This window comes from Hyalangium versicolor (assembly GCF_020103695.1).
Lineage (GTDB): Bacteria > Myxococcota > Myxococcia > Myxococcales > Myxococcaceae > Hyalangium > Hyalangium versicolor.
The window spans coordinates 224,347-247,947 of sequence record NZ_JAHXBF010000020.1 but is presented as its reverse complement, the minus strand read 5'-3'; the positions used below and the strand labels follow the sequence as shown (position 1 = coordinate 247,947).

Genomic DNA, 23,601 nt, shown 5'->3' with positions numbered 1-23,601 from the left:
CAGAAATCCCGCCAAAATCGTAGAGGTGCTGTCCGGGGGGGTCAAGGATGCGTCCCAAGACTGCCCCCTCACCGTTCAACGCCTGAACCCCTACTCGGGTTCTAACCACTACTTCCTCACCTGCACCTCCACGTGCGTCCCTACGGCGACACGCAGATCATGCAGGTCCTCCGATGTAGCGAATACCAATAGATCCCGTAGCTTGTTGCGAGGGGGTACCCGGAAGGTCGAGCCTGTCTCCCCGGTCACCATGCGCTTGACGGGCTCCATCTCTCCCGCAGCGAACAGGCCGGCTCGAGCAGCGGTCAGTTCCACGCCCTCCAGCCAGGTGCGCACATCCGTCGGCGTCGCCGTGGGCAGGTAGGCCCGCACCACCTTGATCAGCGCCCCTCGCGCCGGCTCGCTCAGGTTCCTCTCCAGCAGCTGCCTCGCCTCCGCGAAGAGGCGCATGTCCGCCGTCGGATGGATCTGACTCACCAGCGACAACGCCGCCTGCAGCAGCGCCTCGAGGCGATCCGGTGCCAACCGCTGGCTGAAGGCGAGCTCCGGGCGCGCCAGCGCCAACGTGCGGCCCAGCAGGTAATAGACTTCCTTCTGCCCCTGCTCCGCGAAGAACTTGCCGCCCACCCGCACACAGGCCGGGTGGGTCTGCAGCAGATCCACGTTCACCATCGGCTCGGGTGCCGGCTCGTTGGTGCGACGGCTCAGCCGCTCGCGCGTGGCCACCAGGAACGGCGAGTACAGCTCCACCGCCTCCATGCCGAACAGCCGCGCCACGTAGCGGTAGTGGTGGACGTGGTACTCCTGCGAGGTGCCGGCGTCGATGCGGTGCTTCTTCGGGACGATCTGGTACTGCTGGAAGGCCACCGCGTACAGGTGCCCCACCTGCTCGAACAAGATCCCCATCAGCTCCGCGAGCGTACGCACCTTCGGGTGGAACAGGTGCGCGTGCCAGAGCCGATCCGTCAGCGGACGCTGCGCCACCTCCTTGCGCTTCGCGTAGGGCCCCAGCTTGGTGAGGATCTCCTTCTCGTCATCCCCCGCCTCGCCCACGAGCCCCGCCACCGCCTGCGCCGCCAGCCACGCCCCGTCGTAGTCCTTGCGCAGCGCCAGCAGCCGCACGAGGTTTCCGCACACCTTGCGCGGATCAGTCGTGTTCGGCAGCGCACGGCGCAGCGCCGCGATGGCCTCCTCCTCCTTGCCTGGAACCTGCCCGGCAATCTCCGCGTACGTCTCCTGCACCACTGAGTCTTCCGGCAGGCCCTTGGACACCACGCCGTAGGCCGCCATCGCGCCCTCCGTGTTCTTCAACACCTGGAGGTACAGGTCTCCCAGCGCTCGCCACAGCGCCATGCGCGCCACGTGCGTGTCCGCCGTCTTCGGGATGCGCGAGAGCATCTTCGCGTAGTTGTTCTCCAGCGCCTTCCACTGCTCCGCCGCTCCCAGCATCGCTTCCAGGGCGCTGAAGGCCTCGACGAAGCGGTGATCCAGATCCAGCGCCCGGTTGAACGCATCGGCGGCGCCATCCACGTCCTTGGCCTCGTCCCGGCGGATCTCCGCCAGCGCGAACCACACCCGCTTGGCCTTCTGCGGTTCGGCGGCCAGCGTCGGCAGCGACAGCATCTTCTGCAGCACGTCCGCCGCCTTGTGACCCTGGCGCGTCTCTCGCAACAGCACGTACAGCGAGTCCATCACGTCCAGCGCGTCCGGCTGCTCCCTCAGAGCACCCGTGAACGCGTCGATCGCCATGTACGGATCCTTCAGCTTGTCCCGCGCGATCTGTCCCAACTCCAGGTACACGCGCGCCTTGGCCTCTCCGTCCAGCACGTTGACGAGCTGCTGGCGGATATCCGCGGACTTCTCGTACTGGCCCGCCTTGTCCATCAGCGCCACCAAGGCCCGCAGGGACGGCTCGTGGCCCGGATCGATCGCCAGCGCCTTCTCGAAGTGGTTCTGCGCACGATCCGCGTGGCCCAGCGCCGCCAGCACGTCACCGAGCTGCCAGTACACTTCCACCACTTCCAGATCCGTCAGGCTCTCGCGGTGGTGGATGAGGATCGCCTGGAACACCTTGAGGGCGTCGTCATAGCGCTTCGCCTGCACCAGCAGGTTGCCGAAGCTCTCCAGGTTCGCCAGGTACCTCGAGTCCAGGCCGTACGACTTCTCGTACGCGTCCAGCGCCTTCTCGCGCTTGCCCAGCTTCTCCGCCACGTAGCCCAGCCGGTACAGCTGCCGCGACAACTCCACCGTCAGCGCGCCGTCCTTCTCCGCTATGGCCTTCTCCGCCATCTTCCGGGCGACGATGTCCAACATCTTCTCGCCCAGCGGCCAGTCCTCCCGAGCGATGTAGACGTCCGCCAACGGACGCGCCGCCTCGAGGCTGTCCGGCACGTGCTTCAGCACCTCCTCGAAGTAGTGCGTCGCCGTCTGCTGATCCTGCCGCGTCTCCACGTGGTACTTCGCCACGTCCAACAACGCCCGCGCCTTGGCCTGTGGATCCTCGGAGCTCTGCGCCTCCTGCAACAGCGTCTGCTCGTAACCGCCCCAGTCCTTCTCCTGCTCCTGGATGCCCTTCAACGCTCGGATGCTGGGCAGGTACCCCGAGTCGATCACCAACGCCTGCTGGTAGTTCGACTTGGCGCTCCCCGTGTCCATCAACATGTCTTCGTTGATCTTGCCCATGCGGTGGAACAGCTCCACCGCCTCCTGCGTCTGCCCCGCCACCTGCGCCTCACGCTGCAGCATCTCCAACGCGAACGGCCAGTTGCCGCTGCGCTCGTAGAGGTTGCCCAACGCGTGCATCGCCGGCCGGCAGCTCGGATCCACTTGCAGCGCGTAGCCGTAGCTGTCCACCGCGCGGTCCACCGCCTTCATCTGCTGGTGGTAGACCGTGCCCATCTCCACGTAGAGCTGCGCCTGCTCCTGCGGCTCCGTAGTCAGCGCCAGCTGCCGCTCGTACGCGACGATCAGGTCCTCCCACCGCTCCTGCATGCGCCGCAGGCGGATGAGCGTCTTGATCGCCTGCATGTTCGTCTGATCGATGGCCAGGATGGCCTCGACGCAGGCGTCCGCGTTCGCGGGGTTCTGGTACTTGTCCTCCCAGATGCCCGCGCTCCGGAACAGCACACGGACCCGCTCGCGGTAGTCCGTGCTCAACTCCAGCATGCGCTCGTACACCGCCAGCAACTCCGCCGGCTGGTCCAGCTTCGTGTGCAGCCGCTCCAGCGACTCCAGCGCCTCGCGGTTCTCCGGATCGAACTCCAGCGCCTGCCGGTAGGCCACCACCGCGGCCTCGTCGTCTCCGATGTCCCGCTCGTAGACGCCCGCCACCTGCACCTGGATGCGCGCGCGCTCCTCTGTCGTCCCCGCCAGATCTCGCGTCCGCAGCAGCGTCGCGGCCACGTCCTGGTGCGCATTCTGACGCCGATACAGCGCCGTGAGCACTCCCAGCGTCTCCACGTCCGGCTCGAGCTCCAACGCTCGCAGCAACGCCGTGGCCGCCTCCTGCGGATCCCCGATCGTCTCGTCGTAGACCCGAGCGATCTCCTTCAGGATGCCCTTGCGCGCCTCGATTGACGCCGCGGCCTCCAGCTTCTGCTCCAACGCCACCACGTACTCGCGGTCCCGCCCGCGACGGTGGAACATCGCCGACAGCCCATCCAGCGCCGTCGCGTTCGTCGGATCGAACTCGAGGATCTTCCGGAACGCCGCCTCCGCCGCAGGCGCGTCGTCCAACCGCTCGTCGTGGACTCGCGCCAGCGTCGCGTACATCCGCTCGGCCAGCGGCCCCTTCGGCAGCGACTCCGCCACCTCCTCGTAGACCGCCGCCAGCTCCTCGTGCGAACCCGTCTCGTTCGCCAGCCGCTCCACCTCTTCGCGGAGCGTGTCGTCCGCCGCGTCGATCTGCAGCGCACGGCAGAGCGCCAGGAACGCCACGTCCTTCTGCCCCAGCCGCTCCTCCTGCACCCGCGCCAGCTCGCGCAGCCAGGACAGCTTCTCCTCGTCCGTGACGAGGTGCGGCATGTACCGATCCACCACTCCGGCGTACGCACGCCAGTCGTTGTGGCCCCGGTACAACGTGGACACCCGCTCGAACGCCTTCCGGTTCGCCGGATCCAGCTCCAGCACCTTCTCCAGCGCGCCCGCGGACAGCTCGGGCTTCGTACCCGGGCCCTCCCACATGTCCGCCACCGCGAAGTATGCGTCCACCGCCTGCTCACGCTCCTCGGCCGCCAAGTGCACCTGCACCTTCAGCTCCAGCGCGCGCACGGCGTCGTTGTACGCCCTCAGCGAGACGAACAGCGCATGCACCCGGTCCAGATCCGGCACCGTGTGAGGCTCCACCTCCAACGCCCGGCGAGCCGCGTCCAGCGCCTCCTCGCGCCGGTTCATCTCCGCCAGCACCTCGGCCAGGCGCAGGCGCAGCGCCTTCACGCCCTCCGAGGACTCCTGCAGCGGCACGAGCCGACGCAGCACGCTCACCAACTCGTCGCGCTGCCCCGTCTCCTCGTACAGCTCGCGCAACGTGTCCAGCACGCCGCGGTGACGCGGGTCGCGATCCAGCGCCGCCTTGAAGTACGGCACCGCCGCCTCGGGCTGCTTCAACAGCCGGTACACCACCCGGCCCAGCCGCTCGTTGAGGCGCACCACCTCGCGCGGATCCAACGTCTGCGCCAAACGATCCGCCAGCAACGTGCGCAGCTCCTCCGGACGGTTCGCTCGCTCCAGCAACCCTTCCAACGCGCTGAACGCCTGCTCGTTGCGCGGGTTCTTCGCCAACAGCTCGCGGTACAGCTCGATGGACCGGCCCAGGTCCTCCAGCCCCTCGGCCGACACCTGCGCCATCTTCCCGAGCACCCGCTCCTTCTCAGGCCCGGTGACGCGCTCCAACTCGTGCTGGAGGATGGCGTACAGCTTGTCCGACGCTCCCGCCTGCTCGTACAGGCTCTCCAGGAGCCGCGCCGATGCCAGGTGGTTTGGATCGATCGTCAGGATCTGCTCGTAGGCCGATGCCGCTCGATCCAGGCTGTCCAACCGCTCCTGGAAGATCTGACCCACGCGGAACAGGAAGCCCACCTTGTCCGCGGGCGCCGTGGCTCCCGCAGCCAGCTGCTCCAGCACGCCCGACAGCTCAGGCCACGCCTCCAGCTCCACGTAGAGCCGGTCCAACGCCAGCAACGCCTTCTCCGCCACCGACGCGTGCATGCTGCGCGCACGCTCGTAGTACGTGATGGCGCGCTCCGGCTCCCTCAGCCGCGTCTCCAACATCTGACCCAGCTTGAGGCACACCTCCGCCGCGTCCGAAGCCTCGGCCACGCGCGGCAGGGCCTCCTCGTACGCCGCCACCAGCTCGTCATACGTGTTGGAGGCATCCGTCGCGCTCTCCAGCCGCCGACGCAGCTCGCCGTCGTTCGGGTCCTCCTTGAACGCCCGGAAGAGCGCCAGGAACGCCAGCTCCGCCTCGCCCTGCGTCTCGCGCAGCGTGGCCAGCTCTCCCAACAACGCCTTCTTCTCGAAGGCGTCCGTCGAGACGCCCACGCGGGTCTCGATGTACTGCGCCAGCTTGGCGATGTCCCCGCTGGCCCGGAACGCACGCAGCAACGTCTCCACCGCGAGCAGGTTCTGCGGCTCGCGCGTCACCCACGCTTCCATGCGCGCCACCGCGCCCGCATGGTTCGGCTGCAACGCGAGCACCTCGCCGTACAGCGACAGCGCTCCCGTCTTGTCCAGCAGCTTCGCCTCGCGCACCGTCGCCAGCTTGAACTTCAGCTCCAGCGCCTGCTCCGGCGGCATCAGCGCGATGCGCTTCGCCAGCACATCCGCCAGCTCCGGCCACCGCTCCTGCTTCTGGCAGAGGCTCTCCATCCGAGCCAGCGCCGCCGCGTCGTCCGGCTTGAGCTCCATCAAGCGCCGGAACGTCGCCAGAGCTCCCAGGTTGTCCTTGAGCTGATCCTCCTGCAGCACGCCGATCTGGAAGAGCACCCCGGCACGGCGCACGGGATCCTCGGCCATCGCCAACTGCCGGCGCAGCACCTCCAGCAGCTCGCTGGGCTTGCCCTCGGACACCAGCAGGCGACCCACACTCTCGAGCGCCTCCTCGTCCGTGGGCCGCACCTCCATCACCTTGCGCCACGCGGCCAGCGCCTCGTTGTCCTCGCCCATGCGCGCCTGCAGCCGCGCCAGCGCCCGGTACAGCTCCGCGCGCCCCGCATCACTCGCCTTCGGAGCAATGCCGCTCAGGACTTCGATGAGCTCCTCGGCCGTCCCCGCCGGCTCCACCAGCGAGAGGCACAGCTCCAGCGAACGCGGCTCATCCGGCAGATCCTGCAGCGCGCGGACGGCGTACACGAACGCCAGCTCCGCGTTCTGCATGGGCCCGGCGTACGTCTCCGCGATGCGACGCAGCAGCGCAGCGCGCTCCTGGGGCACCGGCTCCACCGACGCCCGCGCCTCCAGCATCTGCACCTGCTTGAGGTGATCTCCCACCCCCGCGAACACCGGCTCCAGCGCACTGGCCGCCGCGCCTCGCAGCGGGCTCTCCGAGCGCGCCATCTCCTCCAGCGCACCCACTGCTCCCGCATGCCCCGCCCGGCGCGCGAGCACCGCCTGGTACAGATCCAACGCCCCGCGCGGATCATCCAGACGCGTGAACTTCAGGCGGCCCAGGCGCACGCGCAGCTCCGACGCCTCCTCCACCGCGTTGCGCGCGTCCGCCAGTTGGATCTCCCGCTCGATGTGCTGCGCCAGCTCCGGCCAGCGCTCCATCTCCGTGAGCACCTTGGCCAGCAGCTTCAGCGCGTTGCCGTTCTCCGGCCTGCGATCCAGGACCTCACGGTAGGCCTGCGCGGCGAGCGCCTTGTCCGACAGCGTCTCTTCCGCCAGATGGCCCAGTTCGAACAGCAGGTTGATCTGCGAGCTGACATTCGAGTCCGCCGCCACCTGCCGCCGCATCACCAGTGCCAGATCGCGGTGCGCTCCCGTCCTGCGGTGGATCCGCGCGATCGACTCCAGCACGTCCTTGTTGTACGGGTCGCGTCGGCTGACCTCCTCCAACGCCCGCGCCGCCAGATCGTAGCGCTTCATGCGCCCGTCGTAGATGGCCGCCAGACGCCGCCACAGCTCGCCCGCCAGAGGCTCCTTCACCCCGCGGTCGATCTCATCCTCGTACGACGCCGCCACCTCCTCGAAGGAGCCCGAGTCCGCCGCGAGCCGCTCCAGCTCGTCCAGGACGCTCTGCTCCTGCGGGAACTCGTTGAAGGCCCGCAGGCGCGCGGCGAACGCCAACGACGTCTGCCCCAGCGCCTCGCGCAGGACGGCAATCTCCTGGATGCGCTCCAGCCGCTGCTCCGGTGGCGCAGAGGACAGCAGCACCTCCAGCACCTCCACCAGCTTCCGCGTGTCGTTGATGCTCCGGTAGACGGGCTCCAGCAGGCGAGCCGCCTCCAGCCGCTGCCCCTCCTGCGAGAACAGCCGCTCCAGGCCCGCGATGCCCTGCGGATCTCCCGGCACCAGCTCCAACAGCCCACGGTAGCCGATCAGCGCCTCGGCTGTGTTCCCCGCCAGCTCCAGCAACTGCGCCCGGCGCAGGATGAAGCCTCGACGGGACTCGGCTTCCGGCGCCAGCTCCGCCAGCTGAGCCAGCACGTCCGCCTGCTCCTGGACGCGGTGCCCCTTGGCGAACAGCTTGTCCAGCGCAACGAGCCCCTCGGGCGTCTTCTTGATTGCCAGCGCCGAGCGGTAGGCCTCGATGGCCTTCGCGTCGTCTCCCGCGCTCGCGAAGGCGTCACCCGCCTTGAGCAGCAGGCCCCGGCGCGCCTCCGGATCCGTCGAGAGCTGCGCCTGCTTCGCGTACACCTCGGAGAGGTTCTTCGCGTTCTGCCCCTTCTCGTACAGCCGGGACAGCGCCTCCAGCGCCTGGCGATCCTGCGGCGCCTCCTGCAACAGGTTCTTCCAGAGCCGCGCCGCCTCCTCGGGCTGGTTGAGCTGCTCACGCAGCTCCGCCGTGCGCCGCAGCAACGCCAGGGCCGCCGCGTCGCCCGAGGGCAGATCCGTGGCCGCGTCCTCGTAGATCTCCGCCAGCGTCTCGTGCGAGCCCGTCTCGCGCGCCAGCCGCTCCAGATCCGGCTGCAGCGCCTCGCGATCCACTCCCGCCGCGAAGGCCTTCACCGCCGCCATGAAGGCCAGCGACGGCTGCTGCATCTCCTGCTCGTAGATGCGGCGGATCTCCGCCGCCAGCTGCGCCTTCTCCACCGTGAGCGCGGACTCCAGCCGCGCCTCGCGCAAGGCCACGCGGCGGGCATGGTCTCCCAGCTTCTGGAGCACCGGATCCAACGTCTCCAGCGCCGCCCGGCTCGTGGGCAGCGCCGACTTCACCCACTCCTCCAGCGCGGTGCGCGCGCCCGGGTGCCCCGGATCCTCGGCCAGGATGCGCTCGTACAGCTTGAGCGCCGCGGTCGGGTTGTTCAGCGTCGTGCGCAGCAGCTCCGCGAGCCGGAAGGACACCTCGCGCCCCTGCGGGCTCTGGCCCTCCTGACTGCGCCGCAGCGCCAACGCCCACGACAGCTCCTGCGCCAGCCCCAGCTCCGTGTAGAGCCGATCCAGCGAAGCGGCCGCCTCACGCTGCAGCTGATCCCGCTCGGCGATCGCGCGCCAGGCCGCGGCCGCGCGCTCCTTGTTGCCCAGCTTGCTCTCGTGCAGCAGCGCCGCCTCGCGCAGGTAGGCCACCTGCTCCGCCGTCTCCGTCGACACGGAAGCCAGCTTCTCGAGTACCTCGGCCACCTCGGCCCACTGCTCGCCCGCACGGTGCAGACGCTGCAGCGCCTTGAGGCAGTCGACGTTGGCAGGCTCCAGCGCCAACAACGCGTGCAGCGCCTTGATCGCCCCCGCCTTGTCGTCGAGCTTCTTCTCCTGCACGTCCGCCAGCTCGCGCAGGATCGCCCCGCGCGCCGGACCGACGTTCCCCTCCTCCGTCAGCTCCTCGAGGATCTCCGCGAAGCTGTCGAGCGAGTCCGCGTCCTCGGCCGCCTGGCGCGCCGTGGCCCGCAGCGCGGCGTCCCCCGGCGCCAGGCGCATCGCCCGAGCCAGCGAGGCAAAGGCCAGCTCCGGCTGGCGCAGGTGCGTCAGGTGCACATGCGCGGCCTGCCGCAACGCCTGGGCCCGCGCCGAGTCGTCCTTCGCCACCTCGGCGAGCACGTCCAGCGCCGCCACCAGCTTGCGGTGATCCTTGGTGAGCTCGTACGCCGGCAGCAGGGCCCGCGCTGCCTCCTCACGCGTCGACCCGGAGGCGAGCATGCCCTCCAGCGCGGTGAGGGCGTCCGGATCGGACGGGCGCTGGCGCAGGATGTCCGCGTAGCTGCGCACCGCCTCCGACTGATCGCCTCCCGGCGCTCCCTGGAGCAACTGCGCGCGCTTGAGCTTCAGCCGCGCCACCTTCTCGGTGTCTCCGGCCGTCTCCGCCAGCTCCACCATGCGCGCGAGCGTCTCGTTCAGCTCGTTCGTGCGCCCCGCCTTCTCGTACAGCTCGGCGAGCCGCGGCAGGAACTTGCCCTCCTCGGCGCCACTCGCGATCGCGGAGTGCAGTGCGTCCGCCGCCTCCGCCGGGCGGCCCGTCTGCGAGTTGAGTTCCACCAACTGGAGCAGCAACTTCAAGCGCTCCGGGCCCTTCGCCGTCTGGATGCGCTTGCGGAGCATGCTCTCCGCATCCGCCACGCGCCCCGCACGCCACAGCAACCGCAGCAGCCGCTGGAGCAACTCGGGCGAATCGGGCGCTCGACCCAGCGCCGCCTGCAGCGCGTCAATGGCATCCGGCAGGGCTCCCACCTGCTCGGCCAGCGCCGCCGAATCCGAGAGCAGCTGCACCGCCACCGCCAGCTCTTCGGTCTCCGTCGCCAGCCGGCGCAGCACTCGCACCAGCTCCGCCTGCGCGGACAAGTCATGCGCCAGCCGCAGCGCCTCGGTGCGGCTCAGCTCGTCCTTCGGGTTCTCGCGCAGCGCGCGGACCCGGCAATCGAACGCCGCACGGCTGTCGGCCAGCTGCTTCTCGTGGATCGTCGCCAGCAGCGTGAACAGCTTCTGCCGCGCCGCCGCATCCGTGGTCGCATCCAACTGCTGCTGGAGCGCGGCCACCTGCCGCTGGTGATCGCCCGTGCGGCCGTAGTGGTTCGCCAGCGCCTCGGCGATCTCCCCGGTACGGATGTTCGCGGACGCCAACCGCTCGAGCCCGCCCACCACCAGGCCCGTGGAGACGTTCTCCGCCAGCAGCTTCAAGAAGATCTGCGCCGCGTCCTGCGGCTTGTTCAACCGCTCGGCGTAGAGCTTCGCCTGCCGCGCCTTCCAGTCACTGCGCTCCACCTGCGTCTCGGCGAGCGTCGACAGCTTGCCCGCCAGCGTCGCGGCCTCCTCGAACTTCGAGAGCGACACGCACAGCGCCTGGAGCCGCAGCAGCGGACCGGGCTCCTCCGGCGCCATCGTCACCAACTGACGCACCAGCGGCTCGATCTCCTCGGGAGGCGCGCTCGCGTTCTCCTTGCGGCTGATCTCTCCCTCCAGCTTCACCCGCGGATCGTCCGCGAGCGCCGCCGCCGCCTTGAGCGACTTCACGGCCTCCTCGGCCACCGAGTCTCCCGGCGCACGCGCCAGCACCTCGCGCCATGCCGCCTCCGCACCCACGGGATCCGCCAACGGACCCTGGAGCAACTGCGCCAACTGCCGCCAGATGGCCAGCGCCACCTGCTCCGGTGCCACCAACACCGCGCGCTTCAGCGCCAGCGCCAGCTCGTGCTGCGCCTGCGCCTTCTCCGCGTGCTCCACCACCGTGCCCAGCAGCAACGGCCGGGCCGGATCCAGCACGAACGCTCGCGCCAGCACGCTGAAGGCCCGCCGCGCGTCCCCGCTCTCCTCGAACGTGAGCGCCAGGGCCTCGCAGAACGCAATGCGCTCGGCCTTCGGGCGCGGCGCCAGCATGGCCAGATCCAGCAGCGGCTCCATCGCGTCGTACTGCTCCGCGTCCGCCAACAGCCGCGCCAGGTGGAAGGCCGCCAGCGCGTTCGACGGATCGCTCTTGAGCGCCGCCTCCAGGTGTCCGCGGGCCGCCTCCCCGTCCTTCAGGTGCTCCAGGCACAGTTCCGCCAGCCGCATCCGCAGCGAGGCCTGCGCCTGGCGCTCCTTCACCGTGCCCGCATGCCGCTCGAGCACCGCCACGGCATCCGCCGCCCGGCCCTGCTCGATCAGCGTCTCCGCCGCCAGGTTCACCGCGTCCGCGCGCGACGGATCCGCCGCCGCCGCCTTCTCGATGGCCGCCAGCGCTCCCGCAGGATCATTGAGCCGCGTCAGCCGGCCCGTGCCCACGCGCAGCCACAGATCCACCTGCGCCGTGCGATCCTTGGCCTCGGTGGCCATCGTCTCGAACTGGGCGATCGCCGGGGCGAAGTCCCCGCTGCGCTCGGCAAGCCGCTCGATGAGGTTCAGCGCCTCGGGCATCCCCGGCCACAGCAGGAAGCACCGATCCAGCGCCTCCTTCACCTTCGCCGCCGCCGTCGGCTCGTACCAGGCGAACAGCTTCGCCACGAGCAGCGACAGCCGCGCCGCGCTCTTCCGGTCCCGCTCCTCCAGCGACATGCTGCGCAGCATCCGCACGCGATCGCGCCACGTCTGCTCGAAGCGCTGCAGCGACTTCTGCGCCTTCTCCACCCGCGCGTTCTGCGCATCCAACGTGCGCGCCACGTCGAGCACCTTCTGCGCCAGCGGGTGCTCGGTGGGATCCTCCACCAGCCGCTCGGCCACCGCCGCGTACTCCTCGGCCATGCCCTCGGGGCCCAGTGCCTCGCGCTCGCGCTCCAGCGCCTCGAAGACGGGCTGGAAGCGATCCTCGGCCAGCAACAACTGACGCAGGCGCTTGTACGTGGCCCGATCCGGCACCGCTCGCGCCGCCTGCTGCAGGCAGAACACCGCCCGGTCCCGCCGGAAGAGCTTCGTCTCGTAGAGATCTGCCGCCTTCAAGAAGAAGCCAGCGCTCTCCTTGCCCGTGGTGGCCCCGGCCAGCCGCTCCAGCATGTCGGCCAGTGCGGACGCGTCCTGCTTGGCCTCGTAGAGCGTCTTCAGCCCTCGAAGGACGGGGAGCGGCTCGGGCGCCAGCAACAGCGCGCGGCGCAGCAGCTCCTCGGCGCGGTTCGGATTGCGGAGTCGCTCGAGGGCGAGTTCCGCGGCACGGCCGAGCAGACGCGCGGCCTCGGGAGCAGGGACCTCACGACCCCGGCTCTCGTAGAGCCGGATGAGGTCCTCGACACGACCGGCCTTCTCCAACGTGGCCTCGTTTTCGAGGAAGGACCGGTCATCGGTCGCACGCACAGAGGGGCGCGGAGAAGAGGATGGTTCCATGAAGAGCGGGCCTCGCGGGAAAGGGAGCGCAACCGCACGGAGGCGCTAGAGCCTGCGACTCTAGCGATCGTGAGCGTCCCCGGGCAATCGCGCAAAGCTCGCCAACCGGCGAGAACTATTGACTTTCCTGCTCCCCAGGCGAGGAGGCAGGAGAAGCAGACTCAGCAGGAGAATCGGAGCCAGACTCGGAGTCGGAGCCAGCATCCTTCGGAGCGCCAGGGGCAGGCGCCGGAGGTGCCTCGGGGAGAGCCTTGGCCCGCTCCAAGCCCGCAGCATCATTGAGCTGCGTGTAGAGCTCGATGGCCTTGGTCCGTTGTTGGAGCTCCTCGGCGAGCTGTGCCGCACGCGCCAGGTTGCCCAACTGCTCATGGAGCGGGAGCGCCTTCTCCTTGCGGCCTGCTTGCTCCCAGGCCTCCGCGGCGGCGGCCGCCTCCCCCAGCAGCTCGAGCCACCGTGCACGCCCGGCCGGCTTCTTCTCTTCCTCGGCGCGGGCCAGCTCGCGCTTCGCCAGCGCCTTGGCCTCCTCGTCGAGCTTGAGCCGCTGCATGAAGTGGAACGCCTTGGGCGGAGGCAGAGGGCTCAGCACCTCCACAGCCTCCTTGTTCTGGCCCGCGGCCACCAGGAGCGTCGCCGCCCCCAGCCGATCGCCACGCTCCACCAGGGACTTCACCTCGAGGCCCCGGACGCGGTTGGCGCTGGCCATGTCCCGAGCGCGCTCGTAGGACTTGCGCGCCTGGGTCAGCTTGTTGGCCCGCTCGTACGCGAGCGCGGCCTGGTCGAACTGCCGGGCCCGCTCGTACAGCCGCGCCACGTTCTCGAAGTCCGCCTTGCCGACGTAGTGCTCCATGAGGAGCTCGTACGCCCCGGCCTTCTCCAGCGTGGGAGCAATCTGGTCCGCGGGCAGCCCCGACACGAGGCGTCGAGCCGCATCCAGATCCTTGCCCTCCACGGCGCACCGCAGCGCGCTCTTCACGTCCCCACCCGCCTCGAACAGCCGGATGGCCTCGGTGAAGGAGTTGTTGCGCTCGTGCAGCCGGCCCGCATCGCGCGTGCGGCCCATGGTCTCGAGTTGCTTGGCCTGCTCGGACCAGTCACCGGTCAGCTCCGGCACTGGCTTGCGCTCGGGACGCTCGCCTCGCTCTCCACGGTCCGGACGCTCGCGGCGCTCACCCCGCTCGGGGCGCTCGCCTCGCTCCGGACGATCGCGACGCTCACCGCGCTCGGGACGATCGCCTCGCTCACGGCGCTCACCGCGCTCGCGACGCTCACCGCGTTCCGGACGATCGCCTCGCTCGGGACGCTCGCGGCGCTCCGCCTCGGCGCGCACGGGCTCCTCTGCCTCGGGGCCCGGCTGACGGCCGCTGGCAGCGAAGGCCACCTCGGCTCGCTCGCGATCCCCCGCGGCGCGCCAGACCTGCCCCACCAGGAACATCACATCCGAATAGGCGACGAACTTCTCGCGCACCGGGTCCGCGGCAGGAGCCGCAGGAGCCGCGCCCTCGGCAGGAGCCGCGGGAGCCGCACCCTCGGCAGGCGCTGCGCCCTCGGCCGGAGCCGCACCCTCGGCAGGAGCCGCAGCCTCCGCCGGAGCCGCCTCGGGAGCCGGAGCCGCTGCCTCACCCGCGGGTGCACCCTCGGCCGGAGCGGCAGGCGCTGCCTCGGGCGCGGGCGGCTTGGGCTGGCGCTGCACACGCAGCAGCGTGGTGATGAGCCGACCCTTCGTGTTGAGATCCAGATCCTCCAGCGACTTGAGCCGCATGGGGCGCAGCGAGCGGACGATGGCCTCGAGAGGCCCCTTCTGCGACGCGAAGTCGTTCTTGGACAGCGCCTTCTCGAGGACGCCTAGCTCGACGATGACGCGCTGGCCCGGGCCACTGGCCCGCTCGTCGTCCCGTCCCCGGCCCCCGCGGCCACGGCCAGGACCATCGCCTCGGCCACGGCCGCCATCGCGGCCTCCGAAGCCCCCTTCACGACCGCCAAAGCCACCCGGACCCTCACGGCGTGGGCCCTGGCCAGGCCCCCCGTCCCGGCCGCGCCCACCGCCGCGCGGCCCACCGCTTCCATTCTCCTGAGGCACGTGTGTCTCCCGCTAAAACGCGTACTTGAGGCTCGGCATGAGCGCGAACCCAACTGTTCCCGAGGAGACCAGGTAGCTACCTGTCACCTCGAAGCCCACCGAGAAGTGGCGCAAACGCGTGTAGTACTCCACTCCCGGCCCGGCGAACACCAGAATGTCGGAGTCCGGAAGGAGCAGTTTGGGCGAGAAGAGCGCGTAGCCCGCGCCCACTCGCGCATAGATGAAGGTCCGATTGACGTCCTGGCTGTCCGGGAAGCCCACCAGGTGAGCCCTCAGCGTCACGCCCGGCACCAGCGTGGAGAAGTCTCCAGAGGCCGCGCCGCCCGAGTTGCCGACGTAGTCCGAGCCGGCCCGGTTCTGGGTACCCAGCACGAACAAGCCCAGCGACAGGCGCTCGCCAATGTCGATGCCCACCTCTATTTGGGCGCCCTGCCCCGTGGAGAAGGGCCGCGGGCCTGTATCCGCGGGAGCATTGACAAGGAACGAAGGCCCGCCCTGCACGGAGAAGTACAGGCCGCGCTCGATCTCGTCGAACGTCTCGGCGGGCCGATCCTTCACCGGGTTGGCCGTCTTGGAGGAAGTCTGAGCACGCGCCAGCGTCGGCACGGCGAGCACGCTGAACAAGGCAAGGGACGCAAGAGCTTTCATGCAGTTCTTCACGTTATCGCGCCAAACGGGGATGGCGCCTAAAAAGCGACGCGGGCGGACCCGATGCCGAGCCCGCCCGCTGCCTTACTACAATTTTTCATCCGCCCCGCGTTACTCGCCGGAAGCCTTGAAGATGAACGGATAGGTGACGATCACCACGCCACCGCCCTTGGGCTTGGGGAACTGCCAGGTGCGCACGCGACCGGCCACGCAGCTCTCCAGTTCGGCATTGCCCGCGGAGGACTGGGCCACCTCGGAGGAGACCACCTTGCCCTCGGCGTTGATGACGAACTTGACGGCCACCTTACCGTTCAGCTTCGGGTACTTGGTCAGCTGGCTCTCGTAGCAGAACCGGATCTGGCTGCGGTTGCGCTGGATGACCTGGCGGATGAGCTCCTTGTCCAGAGAGCCCATGACCATGGGCTCGGACGAGGTGATGCCCACGTCCACACTCTGCTTGCCGCCGAGCACGCCCACTCCCGAGCCGTAGGCGCTGGTGCCGCCGCCACGGCCCTTGGTGCCGATGCCGCCGATGCCGATGGTGTCACCCGTGCCGCCACCGCCGCCGCCGCTGCCCTTGATGCCCAGGCCGCCGAAGCCACCCGAGTTGCCCACCTTGGCGCCGAACATGTTGCCCATGGCGCTCTTGAGCTCGCCGCCCAGGCCCGCGCTGCCGAAGATGGTGGAGACGCCACCCTTGCCGCCGCCGAAGATCTTCTGCGTCAGGGCGCGAGCCTCGTCCTTCTTGTCCTTCTGGCCCTGCGGCGCGGTGCGGTTCTGCGTCTTGGGCGTGTTGTCCTTCTTGCCCATCTGCCCTTCTTCATTGCGCTGCTTGGCCGCCTGCTCACCCGCCTTCTTCTTCTCCTTCTGCTGGTTGAGCTGCTCCAGGAACTTGTTCTTCTGCGTCTCGGGCGGCTTGATGATCAGCTTGGCCAGGCGCGAGTCGGTGCCGTTCAGCTCGTCGGCGAACTCATCGTCGCCGCTGCGGTTCATCGCGCTGATGACGAACATCGTCCCCGCGAAGAACATCATCAGGAAGATGTTGAGCACCCGGTAGTCCACCGAGTCCGCCAGCGGCACGTACACGCGCTTGGGCGTCGGCTGGAAGACGACCTCCATCGTCACGCCGCCCAGGTCCACCCAGAAGAAGTCCTCGGTCTCCAGCGTCAGCGAGTAGGCCCCGCCGTCGCTGTTGGCCTTGCCGGACTCGATGACGGTGTTGAGCTCGAGCGTCTCGCCCTTGCGGATGAGCTCGCCCTTCATCTTCCCGTTGAAACAGACAGTGAAGGCCTGGCCATCCGTGCGCGCCACCTCCATGCGCGGGCTGCCCAGCTTCGCGTCGCCCATGACGAAGTCCACGCCCGCGGCGCTGCCCGCCGTGAGCGAGCCCTTCTTGCCCGGGGCCAGGAAGAACTCGCCCACGCGCTGGTCGCCCCACATGAAGCGCACCGACGCGCCCAGCGGGCCGCTGTCCTTCGAGCGGCGCACCGTGCGCACGCGAGGAGCCTCCTCGACGGGAGCCTCGGCCACCGGCGCCACCACCGCGTTCTGCTCGGTGGATGCGAAGGAGGGATCCATCGCCGGAGCGGCAGCGGCAGCGGCCACGGCCACCGGAGCGGCAGGTGCGGAGGGAGCCGTCACCGGAGCGGGAGGCAGCACCGGCGCCGCGGCGGCCTGCGCCAATTGCGCGGCCACCGGCGCATCGCTCGCGGGCAGCTGGATCTTCGTCGTCACGTCCGTGCTGGACACGGCGGCGGCCAGGTTCACCGCGGCCACGGCGGCCGGGTTCTCCAGCTTGATGGTGGTGCCGCCCACGCGGATCTCGTCCCCAAAGGTGACCTTGCCCTTGTTGACGCGCTTGCCGTTGACGTACGTGCCCTCGACGCTGCCCATGTCGATGATCGACAGAGAGCCGTCGGGAGACACCTCGATGACGGAGTGGATGCGGCTGACCTTCTCGTCATCCAGGCACAGGTGCGCCGAGGACAGACGACCAATCTTGATGATGTCGCGCTCGAAATCCTTCGAGCTGACAAGGCTCTCGCCCTTGAAGACCTTGAGTGTCAGAGGAACGGCCATTTACGGCTCCCGGTAGACTTTCCCGTGATGACTGACAGCGTGCGTGGCGGAAGGTTCCGCGAATTTTCCGGCCTACAGCTCGCCCACCGACTGCATCACCTTGTCCTGGAAGTCCTCGCGGACACGGATGAGGTTGGAGTGCTTCACCTTCTTGCGCGCCTCCACGTACTCGCCATCCGGCTTGGTGAGGTCGCCCTCGATGGTGTCGTCCTCGAAGTCGATGGTCTGCGTCTTGTTGTAGCGCACATTGCCCTCGCCTCCCCCACCACCCTTGGCCTCATCCTGCGCAAAGGCCGGGGCCACCGTCAGCATCACGCACACCATCAAGAGGTTCCGCATCACCATCTCCTCGCGGGCCAGAAGGCCCCGCTCGTCCACCACTTCCAGTAAATCAGGTTTCCTAGATTCGCATCATTGAGAGCGGCCCCGCTACCCCCGAGCCGCTCCCACACCGCGGACTGATGACTAGAACTCGTCCGTCGGCTCGTTCGGATCCGCCTTGGCTGGATTCTTCTGCGCCGGGGCGTTCTTCTGAGCCGGAGCGCCGGAGTCCGGAGGCGGCAGATCGCCGGTGGGATCCTCGGGCGCGGCGGCACCATTGCCCGCGGGAGCCGCTGCTCCACCCGCCGGCTTCGAGCCCTCGTTCTTCTTGAGCTCCTCCTGCTGCTGCTTCTGGAGCGCCTCCATCTGCTTGGCCTGATCCTCGGCGCGCTTGGCGTCCGATTTGGCCTGGACGACGGCCTCGGCCTCACGCATCAGCCCGAAGACGGGGGCCTCGGCGCTGAGCGCCACATCTCCGCCCGCCATGCCGATGTACTTCTTGTACAGCTCGATGGCGCGCTCGGGAGCGTCCTTGGCCCGGTGCAGGATGATGGCGCGATTCAGGTAGATGGCGGCCATGTTCGGATCGAGCTTCTCCGCCTCGTCGTACTCCTGCATGGCCTTGTCCATCTGCCCCTGGCCCTTGTAGGCCACACCCAGGTTCAGGTGAGCCGCGGCGTTGTTGCTGCCGGCCTGGAGGATCTTCCGCAGGTGATCCTCGGCACCGGGGTAGTCCTCGGCCTCCAGCGACATCTGCGCCAGGAGGATGTGCGCGGGCAGGTAGTCACTGCGAACCTCGAGCGCGCGCTTGAACTCGAGCATCGCTCCGTCCGCATCGCCCTCCTGCTGGAGCAGCAGGCCGACGGTGTGGTGCAGCTCGGGATCGTTGTCGTCGATCTTCATGGCGCGCAGGGCCACCAGCTTCGCCATGGCGAGCTGCTTGCGATCCAGGTAGCTCCTCATCATCACCTTGAGGGCCGTGGTGGACTGTGGATCGCGCATGAGCGCCGCGCGGGCGAAACCCATCGCCTTGTCGTGGTCTCCAGTCTGCCGGTAGATCTCCGCCAGGCGCGCGCGGCTGGCCGCGTCGTCCGGGTAGCGCTTGAGCACGTCCTGGTACAGCGCCACGGCGGCGGGAATGTCTCCGCCGTTCTGCGACATGACGGCCAGATTCTCGGAGGCCTGGCGCAGCGAGGGCTTCTTCTTCAGCGCGGACTGGTACCAGCCCTTGGCCTCGTCCTTCTTGCCCTGGCGCTCGGCGAGCACCCCCAGGTTGTAGTCGGCCTCGGCGAGGTTCGGGTCCGCCTCGAGGGCGGCCTTGAACTTGCGCTCCAGAGACGGGAAGTCGACAGCCTTGCTCTTCTTCTGGGCGTCCATCGCCTTCACCGCGTCCTCGAAGAGGAGCTTGGCGCGGTTGGAGATGGATACCGGCTCGTCGGGCTTCTTCTGCGGGGCAGGCTGGACCGTCTTCGGGCCGGTGGGGCCCGCGGCGGTGGACGAGGTGCAGCCGGAAGCCAGCAGCCCAGCGGCCACCAGCCCCAAGGCACCCCGGAGCAGTCGAGTGGGGTTCATCATTAGAGGAAGTCCTCCGGCTCCTGATCGTCGTTGGACGCCTTCTTGGGATTGGTACCGTCCTGAGCCGTCGCCGGGCGAGCGCTCACGTCGGTGGCAGTCTGTTCACGCAGCTTCTTGGCCAGGTCGGCGATGTCCTCCTGGACCTCCTCCGCCTTGGCCTGCGCGGTGCCCTCTTCCTGCACCGCGGGCGGCGGCACATCCTGGATGGCCACGAGCACATCCAGGCCGAGCGCCACGTCCGCGCCCTTCTTGAGCGCGACCTTCTCCTCGTGCACCTCCGGGAACTGCTCCGGGGCGTACGTGGTGCGCAGCATCTTCAGGCTCTCCTTGGTGCAGTCGCTGAAGAAGTCCAGCTCGCGGCTCTTCGTCACGGCGCTGGCGAAGGCCTCGGTGGCCTGCTGCTTGAGGGGCTCGGCCTGCTTGCTGAACTCGTCGCGGATGGCCTGCTCCGTCTCCGCGTCCACGCCGGGCGGCATGGGCACGTTGATCAGCTTGTCGCTGAACTCGTGGTAGGCCATGCCGATGCGGTGCAGCGCGCAGATGGCGGGCTGCGGGGCACCGTAGGACACCGTCTGGATGTACTTCTTCTGCACCACGTCCAGCGCGCGCTTCTTCTCGAGGATGGAGTCCTTGAGCTTCTTCGGGTCCGCGGGGCGGCCCCACGTCAGCTTGACGCGCAGATACTCGCGCCAGTCCGGGTCCACGCTGAGGAACTGCGCCTGGGCCGCCGGCGCAATGGCCGTCTTCTCCAGGTCCTTCTGCGTGCGCTTGGGCAGCTTGTCGAAGTACTCGTAGATGCGGTTGTAGAGGCGGGCGGTGTCGCGAGGCTTCTTCAGCTTGTTCTCGAAGATGTCGACGATGCGGCCCTCGGCGGTGAGCACCTTGCTGGGCGAGCGGAGGTTGTCCTTCTCGTACTCCTCCAGCATCTTCATCGCCTTGCCGTACGCGCCGCTCTTCTCGTAGAGCGAGACGATGGACAGGTAGATCTGCTCGGCGTCCTTCGTCTTGGGCCACAGCTCCAGGTAGTGCTCGCGGTTCTTCAGGGCCTGCTTGTACTGGCCGAGACCCTCGCGGTAGGTGGCGGCGTTGAAGAGCGCGATCTGGGCCTTGGGCTCCTCCCACTTCTGCTTCTCTTCCTTCTTCTCGTCGCCGCCGTCGTCCTTGCCCTTCTTCGCCTGCTTGGATTTGGACTTGCCGGGCTTGGGCGCGCCCTTCTCGTTCAGGCTGCGCTCGTAGCCCTTCACGTACAGCTCGAAGGTGCTGGAGGCCTGCTCGAAGTCACCAATGGCCTCCTGCGCCTCGGCGTTGGCGTAGATGGAGTCCGGCACGAAGCGCGAGCGCGGGTACTTGGAGATCAAGCTCTGGCGGACCTCGATGGCCTTGTCCAGCTGCTTGCCTTTGAAGTAGTCCACCGACGCGTTGTAGAGCGCCTGGTCCGCGATGTTCGTCTGCGGGAAGTCCTTCACGAAGTTCAGGTAGGCCTCGGCGGCCTTGCTGAACTGCTTCTTCTCCTCGAGCTGTGCCACCAGGGCGAACGAGGACTGCTCGATGAGCTTGGACAGGTCCTCGCGGAATTTGCCCACCGCCAGCTTGTCATTCGCGTAGAACTTGCGCGCCCACTCGTTCACCTTCTCGTAGTCCTTGAGGAGGTTGTACGAGTCGAGCACCAGGTTGGCGGACACCTCGCCGGCGCGATCGCCGTTCTCGAACTTGAAGTCCGGGTAGTTGAGGGCGATCTCGCTGAAGCGCTTCACCGCCTCGTCGAAGTGGTTGTAGCGGTAGTAGATGTTGGCGGCCTTGAAGGCGATCTCCACCCGCTTCTCGCCCTTGGGCAGGTACTTCAGGTAGCGCTCGCACGCCTCGAGCAGGCCCTTCTTCGGCTCGACGATGGTCGCCTTCTTCTTGATGTCCGTGCTGTCCGGCGCCTTGAGGGTGCCCTTCTCCTCGGCGGCCTTGACGACTTCGTCATAGGCCAGCACCGCGTTGTAGGAGGCGTTGGTCAGCCACTTGCCGGGCTTGCCGGGCTTGGGGTTGCCCTTCTCATCCTTGGCGTCCAGCACCTTGGCGTCCTGGAGGACGACCAGGGTGTAGTTGACGGCGGCCTTCTCGTAGTTGTTCAGGTTGTCGTTGAGGAGCTCCGCCCAGAAGAAGCGCATGTCGTACGCCTTCGGGTTCTCCGGGAAGAGCGTGAGGTAGTCGCCGTAGATGCTGTCGGCGTACTTGAACGTCTCCTCGTCACGCGTCTTGCGCGCCTCGTTGTGCCAGGTGACGGCGAGGTTGGACAGGGTGCGCTCGGCCAGCTCGTTGGCCTCCTCGAGCAGCTTCTTGTCCTTGTCCTCCTTGACGATGCCGGAGGCCTCCACTTCCTTGGTGATCTTCACCAGGCGGCGCACCTGGGCCACGGTGCGCTCCTTGTTGCCCATGCGCAGCACGCAGTCGACGATCTTCGCCTGGAAGCCCGGAGACTCGGGCGACAGCGGCTTCTCCTTGATGAGCGAGTTGAAGGTGATGGCCGCCTCACGGTCCTTACCGTCGCCGTAGTAGAGGTTGGCCAGCTGCTTCATCATCGCGAAGCGGTCCTCGGGCTTGGTGGCGACCTTGCTGAAGTCGTCCCGGGCCTGCATCACGTCACCGTCGCGCGCGTAGGTGCGCACGTAGTCGGTGCGGGCCTCCTTGGCCAGGCCGCTCTTGCCACCCTTGGCGCTCTTGCCGCCGTCCTTGTCCGCCGCGGCGCCGGCCAGCTCGCCGTAGAGCACCACCGTCTTGAACTTGTCCTTGGCGGCCGGGTAGTCCGCCATGTTGAAGTAGCACCAACCCTGCTTGTACAGGGCGTACGCGTACACCTGGCTGTCGGTGTACTCGGCGGCGCGCTTATAGGCCTCGAGGGCGCGCTCCAGCTCGGGGCGCTTCCCCTTGGAGTTGTTGAAGTAGTACTCGCCGAAGGCCAGCCACGCGTCCGGAACGAACTTGGACTTCGAGAACTTCTTCACCAGGCGCTCGTAGACAACGAGGGCCTTCTTGTCCTGGCCGTCCTCCATGAGGAACTGGCCGAGGAAGAAGAGCACCTCGTCGCTGCGATCGAAGTTCGGGTACTCCTGGACGATCTTCGTGTACTGCGCCATGGCCAGCTTGCCGTACTCCTTGGCCTTGCCGAGCAGCTCCGCCTTCTCCGCCTTGGCCCGCTGCTGGGCCGCAGCGTCGTTGCGGTTCATGGCCTTGATGAGATCGTCGTCCTTCCGGTTCGCCTCGAACTCGTAGAACTTGGACTCTTCCCAGTAGAGCTCGCCCAGGCGGAACAACAGGCTGGGCGCCTCGGTCTGGTCGGGCGACAGATCAATGATCTTCTTCAGCGACTCGATCTGCTCGCGCCGCTTGGAGGCCACCTGCAGCTCCACGCCCAGTCGGAACTGGTCGTACTGCAAGGCGGGCGCATCCGCCTCTTTCTCCTTTTTACGGGAGATGTCGCCGGCGAGTGACTTGTCAATGGTGGTGGCCGACTTCTTGCCCAGGTCGGCCTCACGCGGGTTCTTCTTCCCCTGGGCAGACGCGACCGAGGCCAGCAGGAGCAGGCCTACGAGGAGCGAGCGACGCATGTCTCTCCTATCCCGGAACGTGTAGTCCCGGACGCTTGCTTGCCGGGCAAGTGGCCGGGACTCTTTAGGAATTTCCATTCGAGGGCCGTCACTATGCCCAGAGGCTGCAAGGGCGGTCAACTGAACCTGCTCGGCCGCCGGGGTGGGGGAAAGCTGGCCGGAAAACTTCCAGAAACGCTGTTTGGAACGCGTTGGGTTGGCTGCCATGTCGGCCTGGGAGGTTATGGGTGGGGTAGCGCTTGTCCGTCTGCCTGCTCTACCCTGCGATGCGAACCCGATCATGAGTCTCTTGCCCGAAGGCGCCAGTTTCGAGGAACTGGTGCAGGACTACTTTCTTGCCGTGCGCGGAGCGGGGCTGATGCTCTCCGCATTGGACACCGAGCTTCTGACGTCCTGGGCCCGAGAGGGCGTTCCCTTCGAGGTGGTGGCCCGGGGGATCCAGCGCTCGGCGGAGAAGGCGCTGTGGGACGCCCGGCCCGGAGAGCCGGTGCTGCGCAGCCTTCGGGCCTGCCAGCGGCAGGTGGAGTCCGAGATCAAGAAGTACCGCGAGCGCAGCGCGGGCGAGGGCGAGCAGCCCCGGAAGCGGCGTGCGATGACGTGGGAGGAGAGCCGTCACGCGAAGCTGCGGACTGCCCTGGAGCGGCTGGGCGAGCGCCGTCCGGAGTTGATGCCTCGGGTAGGGCGGCTGCTGGAGGCAGTGCTCGGCACCCCGCCCGCTGAGCCGGCGCAGTTGGACGATCAGGAGGGGTTCGTGTTCCTGGCGCTGCTGCGCGCCCTGCCCTTCTCCGAGCGGCTGTCGCTGTGGCGCTCGGCCCGGGGTGCCTCCGAGAGCCAGGGGATGTCCTCGCGATCACGCATGGTGGGGCGGCGCTTCCGGTTGCTGGCGCTCCTGCGCCGCGCGCTCGAGATGAAAGAGGTTTAGCCCGATGGGGA

The 23,601-nt window shown here is 68.3% G+C and carries 8 protein-coding genes; 1 reads left to right on the top strand and 7 read right to left on the bottom strand.

What is annotated here, in order from left to right:
• Nucleotides 1-108: 108 nt before the first annotated feature.
• From KY501_RS36265 to KY501_RS36235, 7 genes are all read right to left on the bottom strand, one after another.
• On the bottom strand, nucleotides 109-12,375 hold the full coding sequence (locus KY501_RS36265; RefSeq protein ID WP_224368443.1) for a tetratricopeptide repeat protein: 12,267 nt from the start codon (nucleotides 12,373-12,375) through the stop codon (nucleotides 109-111).
• A 115-nt stretch (nucleotides 12,376-12,490) separates the two neighbouring features.
• The gene (locus tag KY501_RS36260) at nucleotides 12,491-14,452 is read right to left on the bottom strand and encodes a DEAD/DEAH box helicase (RefSeq protein ID WP_224368442.1); all 1,962 of its coding nucleotides are present in this window, start codon (nucleotides 14,450-14,452) and stop codon (nucleotides 12,491-12,493) included.
• A 12-nt stretch (nucleotides 14,453-14,464) separates the two neighbouring features.
• Entirely contained in the window at nucleotides 14,465-15,100 is a 636-nt protein-coding gene (gene cglE / locus KY501_RS36255) for an adventurous gliding motility protein CglE (RefSeq protein WP_224368441.1), read from the bottom strand.
• 111 nt (nucleotides 15,101-15,211) lie between these two features.
• Nucleotides 15,212-17,179: an adventurous gliding motility protein GltG gene (gltG, locus tag KY501_RS36250; RefSeq protein WP_224368440.1), complete on the bottom strand. Its 1,968-nt coding sequence runs from the start codon at nucleotides 17,177-17,179 to the stop codon at nucleotides 15,212-15,214.
• 72 nt (nucleotides 17,180-17,251) lie between these two features.
• Nucleotides 17,252-17,518 carry an adventurous gliding motility protein CglF gene (cglF, locus tag KY501_RS36245; protein WP_224368439.1) on the bottom strand — a complete coding sequence of 89 codons (267 nt, stop codon included), beginning with the start codon at nucleotides 17,516-17,518 and terminating at the stop codon, nucleotides 17,252-17,254.
• 126 nt (nucleotides 17,519-17,644) lie between these two features.
• On the bottom strand, nucleotides 17,645-19,075 hold the full coding sequence (gene gltE, locus KY501_RS36240) for an adventurous gliding motility TPR repeat lipoprotein GltE (protein ID WP_373691679.1): 1,431 nt from the start codon (nucleotides 19,073-19,075) through the stop codon (nucleotides 17,645-17,647).
• Nucleotides 19,075-22,668 (bottom strand): tetratricopeptide repeat protein, encoded by a 3,594-nt coding sequence (locus tag KY501_RS36235; protein WP_224368438.1) that lies wholly within the window; start codon nucleotides 22,666-22,668, stop codon nucleotides 19,075-19,077. The genes gltE and KY501_RS36235 overlap by 1 nt, the downstream gene beginning before the upstream one ends.
• A 280-nt stretch (nucleotides 22,669-22,948) precedes the next feature.
• On the opposite strand from KY501_RS36235, the gene KY501_RS36230 reads away from it, so the two are divergent.
• A complete protein-coding gene (locus KY501_RS36230; protein WP_224368437.1) occupies nucleotides 22,949-23,590 on the top strand; it encodes a hypothetical protein in 642 nt (213 codons plus the stop codon).
• Nucleotides 23,591-23,601 lie beyond the last annotated feature (11 nt).